Source organism: Acidovorax sp. CCYZU-2555, assembly GCF_018413525.1.
In the GTDB taxonomy this organism is placed as follows: domain Bacteria; phylum Pseudomonadota; class Gammaproteobacteria; order Burkholderiales; family Burkholderiaceae_C; genus Comamonas.
Map to the genome: position 1 here is coordinate 24,158 of NZ_JAHCDD010000071.1, position 7,057 is coordinate 31,214.

The window sequence follows — 7,057 nt, forward strand, 5'->3', positions numbered from 1 at the left end:
TCAGACCGCCCAGCAGGCACAGCCCAGCGCGCCCCAGAAGCCCTTCAGATCGGCGATGGGCAGCTTGCTGCTCCAGGCCGTCGCATGCTGGTGGCCGTGCACATTGCAGTCATTGGCACAGGCGCAGGCCGCGGCCATGCGCGAAGCGTTCTGCAAGGGCGCGTCCTGCTGATCGCCCCAGGCGCCGTAGCCGCCGAAGCGGCGCACCGGCGACCAGTCGGGCATGGCCAGCGGCAGCTGGCTGTCGTCGAAACGGCTGAACTCGCCCGCGCCCCAGACCACCTTGCCACCGACCACGGTCAGCAAGGCGCTGGTGTCGGCGATGTCGGATTCGGCACAGGCAAAGAAATCGCGGTCAGGCACCAGCAGATCGGCGAACTGGCCTTCGACGATCTGGCCTTTCTTGCCGATCTCGTTGGAGAACCAGGTGACTTTCTCGGTGTACATGCGCAGCGCCGTTTCACGGTCCAGGCAGTTGCGCTGCGGCGTGAGCTGCATGCCGCCCACGGTCTTGCCGGTGATCAGCCACGACAGCCCGACCCAGGGGTTGTACGAAGCCACGCGCGTCGCATCGGTGCCGGCCGAGACGTTCACGCCCTTCTCCAGCATGCGCGCCACGGGCGGCGTGGCCGCGGCCGCGCCATGGCCGTAGCGCTCGACGAAATACTCGCCCTGGTAGGCCATGCGGTGCTGCACCGCGATGCCGCCGCCCAGCGCCGCGATGCGGTCTATCGACTGTTCGGAAATGGTCTCGCAGTGATCGAAGAACCAGTTGAGGCCTTCGAGCGGAATCTCTTGGTTGACCTTCTCGAACACGTCGAGCGAACGGCTGATGGTTTCGTCGTAGGTCGCATGCATGCGCCAGGGCCAGCGGTTCTCGGCGAGCACGCGCACGACTTCCTCAAGGTCGTCTTCCATTTCGGGCGCCATATCGGGCCGCGGCTGGCGGAAATCCTCGAAGTCGGCGGCCGAGAAGACCAGCATTTCGCCCGCGCCGTTGTGGCGGAAGTAGTCGTTGCCCTGCTTGTACTTGACGCTCGAAGTCCAGGCCAGGAAGTCTTCCTTCTCCTCCTTGGGCTTTTGCGTGAACAGGTTGTAGGCCAGGCGCACGGTGAGCTGGTCCTTGTCGGACAGCTCCTGGATGATGCGGTAGTCGTCGGGGTAGTTCTGAAAGCCGCCGCCCGCGTCGATCGCGCCGGTCACGCCCAGGCGATTGAGTTCGCGCATGAAATGCCGCGTCGAATTGAGCTGGTACTCGTAGGGCAGCTTGGGGCCCTTGGCCAGCGTCGAATACAGCACGCCCGCATTGGGCTTGGCCAGCAGCAGGCCCGTGGGATTGCCCGCGGCATCGCGCAGTATTTCGCCGCCCGGCGGCTGGGGCGTGTCCTTGGTGTAGCCCACGGCACGCAGGGCCGCGCCGTTGAGCAGCGCGCGATCGTACAGATGCAGCAGGAAGACCGGCGTGTCGGGCGCGATCGCGTTGAGTTCCTCTATTGTCGGCAGGCGCTTCTCGGCGAACTGGTGCTCGGTGAAGCCGCCGATCACGCGCACCCACTGCGGCGCGGGCGTGATCGCCACCTGCGCCTTGAGCATGTTCATCGCATCGGCCAGCGAACGCACGCCGTCCCAGCGCAGTTCGAGGTTGTAGTTCAGGCCGCCGCGAATGATGTGCAGGTGGTTGTCGATCAGGCCGGGCAGCACGCGCCGACCGCGCAGATCGATGATGCGCGTGTCGTGCGCGGCCAGCGCCATCACTTCGCTGTCGTTGCCGACTTTCACGAACTTGCCGTTCTGAATGGCCACGGCGCTGGCGCTGGGCTTGGACTTGTCGAGCGTGGTGAACAGCCCGCGGTGCAGGATCAATTCGGGAGTGGTGCGTTCAGACATCGGTGCGGCCTTGCGAAGAGGGTTGGGTGGCTTCGGGCTGCTTGCATTTGGGCAGTTCACCGAACATGTGGGGCTTGACCTGGTGCTGTACCCAGGACACGCGCTGCGCGTCATTGCGCTCCCAGAGATGGCGCACCAGCGGCGGCAGCTGCTCGCCGACCAGAATGCCCAACAAGCCGACGAGGGCGATGACCGGTGGCGCCGGCGAACGCACGTTGATGAGCGCGTAGATCACGCCGACGAGCAGGCCCGCGGCGGCTGACAGCAAATAGGGTTTCATGGTGCTTTTTGCGCTGGTGAGTGGAGGGGCACGCATCGGTGCGCGAGACTGGCCGAATGATGGTGCGCGTTCGCCCGGCTGGCTATTTCTCTTCGGAGGTAGAGGCTGTGCACAGCCGCGATGTGAGCCATCGCCATCCGCAATGGCCAGGCCGGTGGCGCCAAGAAAAATACAAAAACCGCGGTTTTTTCAGACCGGAGACACTCGCGCCTTGGAACCCACTTGCCTCGCCAAAATATCAACAAAATGCGTCACCCCCTCCCCGCCTCCCCGACGGTCTTCGCCGCCGATGCGACGGTCTATATCGTGGACGACGAGTCTTCCGTGCGGTCGGCGCTTTCCAGCCTGCTGCGCTCGGTGTCGCTGGGCTGCGAAGCGTTTGCCACAGCGGAGGAATTTCTGCGCACGGCCGAGCCCGCCGGCCCGGCCTGCATCGTGCTCGACATGCATTTACTGAACGCCACGGGCTTCGATGTGCAGACCGCAATCTGCCAGCGCCGCCGCGCGCTGCCGGTGATCTTCCTGACCGGCTACGGCACCATTCCCATGACCGTGCGCGCCATGAAGGCCGGCGCCACCGCCTTCCTGACCAAGCCGTTCACCGACCACGAACTGCTCGATGCCATCCAGAGCGCGCTGCACGCCGACTGTGCGGCCATGGACTTGCAGCGCGAAAGCGATGCGCTGCTCACGCTGCACCAGCGGCTCACACCGCGCGAGCGCCAGGTGATGGGCCTGGTGGTGTCGGGCCTGCTCAACAAGCAGATTGCGGCGCAGCTGGGCACCAGCGAAATCACGATCAAGGTGCACCGCCGCCAGGTGATGACCAAGATGCAGGCCGCATCGCTGCCCGACCTGGTGCGCATGGCCGAACGCCTGGCAGTCATCCTGCGTCCCGCGGCTGCGGCCTGAACCTATACCAAAGTGCAAGCTCCCATCCGGCCCCTCGCTGTATGCTGTTCCGATGACAGAAGCCGCGCGGACGAGGGAGCATGCTGGCCAGGCGATGATTGGCATAGTCGATGATGCTGAGTCCGTGCGTCTGGCACTGGCCAATTGGCTGCGCTCCATCGGCATTGCAAGCCGGACATTCGCGTCCGGGCCCGACTTGCTGGGCAGCGGCCTGCTCCCCCTTTTTTCCTGCCTGATCATGGACCAGCGCATGCGCGGCATGACCGGCCTGGAAACGCTGCGCGCCATCCGGCAGCAGGGCTGCGAAGCCCCGGTCATCATGATTTCCGCGCACAACGATCTCGAAACCCGCCAGCGCGCCGCAGCCGCGGGCGCCTTCGCCTTTGTCGACAAGCCTTTCGCCGACTTCTCGCTGATGGAAGTCGTGCTCGACGCATTGGACCCTGAATGCCACGGCCGCCCGCGCCCCGCGCAATGACTGCGCCGGCATTGATTCCCGCGCCTGCGCCCGCGCAATGGCTGGGCCGCCATACCGATGGCAACCTGTACCGCATTCATCGGGCGCAGGGACACGGCTCCAGCCTGCTGTCCGCCGCCGCGCTGGACGAGCCGCCGTCTGCGGCCGTGCAGCGCATGCAGCAGGCATTTGCGCTGCGCGAATATCTGGAACCCGGTTTCGCCGCCGCGCCCGTGGAGTTGGTGCAATTCGAAGGCCGGCCCGCGCTGCGGCACACCGACCCCGGCGGACTGCCGCTGCGGCTGCCGCCGGGACAACCCCTGCCGCTGCCGCGTTTGCTCAGCGTGGCCATCGCCGCGGTGCAGGCCCTGGGGCTGCTGCACGAGCGCCGCATCGTGCACCAGGAGCTGCGGCCCGACAACCTGCTGATCGACGACGCAGGCCGCGTCTTTCTGACCGGATTCAGCCGCGCCGCGCACGAGACCCGCGGCCAGCGCGCCAGCGCCCAGCCATTGGTATCGCCCGACGCCCTGCCCTACATGGCACCCGAGCAGACCGGGCGCATCCACCGCCGCATCGACACGCGCACCGATCTTTATGCGATGGGCGTGATCCTCTATCAGATGGCCTGCGCCGAACTGCCTTTCGACGCCGCCGATGCCTTCGAATGGGCGCATTGCCATATCGCCTGGACGCCGGTCGCGCCCGCGGTGCGCACGCCGGGCGTGCCCGAGGCGCTCTCGCGCATCATTCTTCGCTTGCTCGCCAAGCCCGCCGAGGAGCGCTATCAGACGGCGGCCGGACTCGAAGCCGACCTGCGTCGCTGCGCGACCGAATTCGCGCGCAGCGCCAGCATCGCGCCGTTCGCGCTGGGGCTGGACGACCTGCCGGCGCGGCTCATCATTTCCGAGCAGCTTTTCGGCCGTGAGCGCATCCTGGCGCAATGGGTGGAGCAGTTCCAGAGCGTGGCGACCAGCGGCCGCAGCGCGCTGCTGCTGGTCGCGGGCTATTCCGGCGTGGGCAAAAGCGCGCTGGTGAGCGAATTGCGCTGCCAGCTGTCGGCGCACAAGGCGGTGTTTGCCGGCGGCAAGTCCGAACAGCACAAGGGCAACATCCCCTATTCGGCCTTCGCCCAGGCCTTGCGCCAGCTGGTGACGGAGCTGCTGGCGCTCGACGGCGCGGCGCTGGCCGAATGGAAGCAGCGCCTGCTGCAGGCCCTGGACGGCTGCGGCCAGGCCATCGTCAATCTCGTTCCCGAACTCACCCATGTCATAGGCGCGCAGCCCGCGCTCAAGGACGTCACGGCCACCGAAAGCAGCCTGCGCTTCCAGCGCACGATGCAGCGCTTTCTGTCGGCGTTCTGCGGCGAGAAGAACCCGCTGGTGCTGTTTCTCGACGACATCCACTGGATGGACAACGCGTCGCTGGACCTGCTCACGGCCTTGCTGGCCCACCCCGATCTGCGCCATGTTCTGCTGATCGGCGCCTACCGCTCCAACGAAGTCGACGCCGCCCATCCGCTGCACGCCCGGCTGCAGCAGCTGCGCCAGACGCGGCTGCCGCTGACCGAGGTCGAGCTGCAGCCGCTGACGCTTGAAGACCTGAAAAAGCTGGTGTGCCTGAGCCTGCACGACGCCTCGGGCCATGGCGCCGGACTGGCCAGCCTGGTGTGGGAGAAGACCCAGGGCAACCCGCTGTTCAGCAAGCAGCTGCTGGGCGAAATCGCCGAGCAGGGCCTGCTGCATTTCGACCAGCGCGACAAGCAATGGCGCTGGGACAGCGCGGCCATCACGGCGCTTGAATACAGCCAGAACGTGGCGGAACTGGTGGCGCGCAAGATCCAGCGCCTGCCGCCGCAAACCCACCATCTGTTGCAGCTGCTGGCCTGCCTGGGCGCGCGCGCGTCCACGCGCACGGTCATGGCCGTCACCGCCCAGACCGAGCAGGCGCTGTGCGCGCTGCTGACGCCGGCCGAAGAGATGGGCCTGGTGGCCCAGCACGCCGGCAGCTTCAGGTTCCTGCACGACAAGATCCAGGAGGCCGCCTATGCCGGCCTGCCCGCAGACCAGCGCGCCGCGACCCACCTGGGCATCGCGCGCCGCCTGCAGGCCAACGAATCCTTGCCGGGCGCGGGCCGCGAGTCTGTGCTGTTCGACATGGTGAACCAGTATCTGCGCGGCGACGGCCTGATCGATGCGCAGGCCGAGCGCCTGGAGCTGGCCGGCCTGTACCTGCGCGCCGCGCGCCAGGCGATGACCGACACCGCCTATCTGGCCGCGCGCCAATACCTCGAACGCGCCCAGCAGATGCTGCCCGCCGATGGCTGGCAACGCGATTACCGGCTGTGCTTCGATCTGTCGCGCACCCATGCCGAATGCGAGTTTCACGCCGGCGATCCGGCCGCGGCCGATCGCCGACTCGGCCTGCTCGCCGGCCAGGCCCTGGGCCTGGTCGATCAAGCCAGCCTCGCCGCCTTGCAGATCACGGTATGCCTGGCGCTCGACGACAGCGCGCGGGCCATCGCCACCTGCCTGGCCTTTTTGGGTGAAGTCGATGCGCCCTGGCCCGCGCATCCCAGCCGCGCCGAAGTCGAGCACGAGTACCAGGCGCTGCAGTCACGCCTGGCGGGCCGCTCCATTGCGTCACTGGCCGATCTGCCCGCCATGACGGACCCGCTGCGCCTGGCCATGATGGAAGTGCTGGCCGCGGTGCTGCCGCCGGCCTTCTTCAGCGACGAAAACCTGGTCTGCCTGGTGCTGTGCCGCATGGCCAACCTGAGCATCGATCACGGCAATACCAATGCCTCGCCGCTGGCCTATGCCTACCTGGGCATGGTGGTCGGGCCCTGCTTTCACGACTACCCCAGCGCTTTCGATCTGGGCAAGCTGGGCTTCGAACTCGTGGAGCGCGGCGAGCATGTGCGCTACCGCGCGCGGGTCTACATGTGCTTCGCCTATCACGTGACGCCCTGGACGCAGGACATGGGCGCCACCTTGCCGCTGCTGCGCACGGCCTTCGACATCACGCGCGAAACCGGCGACATCACCTATTCCGGTTTCACCTCCTGCACGCTGGTCACCAGCATGCTGTTTTCCGGCACGGCGCTGGACCTGGTCGAAGCCGAGGCCGCGCAGCGCCTGGAGCTGATGATCGCCGCGCGCTTCGGGCTGATCGTCGACATCATGCGCGCGCAGTCGCGCCTGATCGCGACGCTGCAAGGCCGTACCGACCGATTCGGTCACTTCGATGATTCGGGCTTCAATGAAGCCGCGTTCGAACGCCATCTGGAAACCAATCGCAGCCTGGACATCGCCGCCTGCTGGTACTGGATTCGCAAGGCCCAGGCACGCTATCTGGCCGGCCGCAACGCCGACGCACTGCAGGCGCTGGCGCGCGCCGAGCCTTTGCTATGGACCTCCAAAGGCCACCTTGAATTCGCTGAATTCCATTTCTTCAGCGGCCTGGCGCAGGCGGCGGCCTGCGCGGGCGCCGCGCCCGATGCCGCCGCCGCGCACCGCGCC

5 protein-coding genes are annotated in these 7,057 nt (G+C 66.9%); 3 read left to right on the forward strand and 2 right to left on the reverse strand.

What is annotated here, in order from left to right; genetic code table 11:
• Together KHY18_RS21185 and KHY18_RS21190 are read right to left on the reverse strand one after the other, a co-directional pair.
• Complete coding sequence (locus KHY18_RS21185) at positions 1-1,887, reverse strand: amidohydrolase (protein WP_213304523.1); 1,887 nt, start codon at positions 1,885-1,887, stop codon at positions 1-3.
• Positions 1,880-2,167 (reverse strand): XapX domain-containing protein, encoded by a 288-nt coding sequence (locus tag KHY18_RS21190; protein WP_213304526.1) that lies wholly within the window; start codon positions 2,165-2,167, stop codon positions 1,880-1,882. The genes KHY18_RS21185 and KHY18_RS21190 overlap by 8 nt, the downstream gene beginning before the upstream one ends.
• A gap of 246 nt (positions 2,168-2,413) precedes the next feature.
• Between KHY18_RS21190 and KHY18_RS21195 the strand changes: the two genes are divergently transcribed.
• The 3 genes from KHY18_RS21195 to KHY18_RS21205 form a co-directional block, all read left to right on the forward strand.
• Positions 2,414-3,079, forward strand: a complete 666-nt coding sequence (locus KHY18_RS21195) for a response regulator transcription factor (RefSeq protein WP_213304529.1) — start codon at positions 2,414-2,416, stop codon at positions 3,077-3,079.
• Positions 3,080-3,173: 94 nt separating this feature from the next.
• A complete protein-coding gene (locus tag KHY18_RS21200) occupies positions 3,174-3,557 on the forward strand; it encodes a response regulator (protein WP_249729276.1) in 384 nt (127 codons plus the stop codon).
• Positions 3,554-7,057, forward strand: a 3,504-nt coding sequence (locus KHY18_RS21205; protein WP_213304535.1) for an ATP-binding protein, incomplete at its 3' end; no start/stop codon positions are given. The genes KHY18_RS21200 and KHY18_RS21205, both read left to right, overlap by 4 nt.

Coding starts and splice junctions, on each gene's coding strand:
- KHY18_RS21185 (WP_213304523.1), bottom strand. CDS start 1,887: ATGTCTGAACGCACCACTCCCGAATTGATCCTGCACCGCGGGCTGTTC.
- KHY18_RS21190 (WP_213304526.1), bottom strand. CDS start 2,167: ATGAAACCCTATTTGCTGTCAGCCGCCGCGGGCCTGCTCGTCGGCGTG.
- KHY18_RS21195 (WP_213304529.1), top strand. CDS start 2,414: ATGCGTCACCCCCTCCCCGCCTCCCCGACGGTCTTCGCCGCCGATGCG.
- KHY18_RS21200 (WP_249729276.1), top strand. CDS start 3,174: ATGATTGGCATAGTCGATGATGCTGAGTCCGTGCGTCTGGCACTGGCC.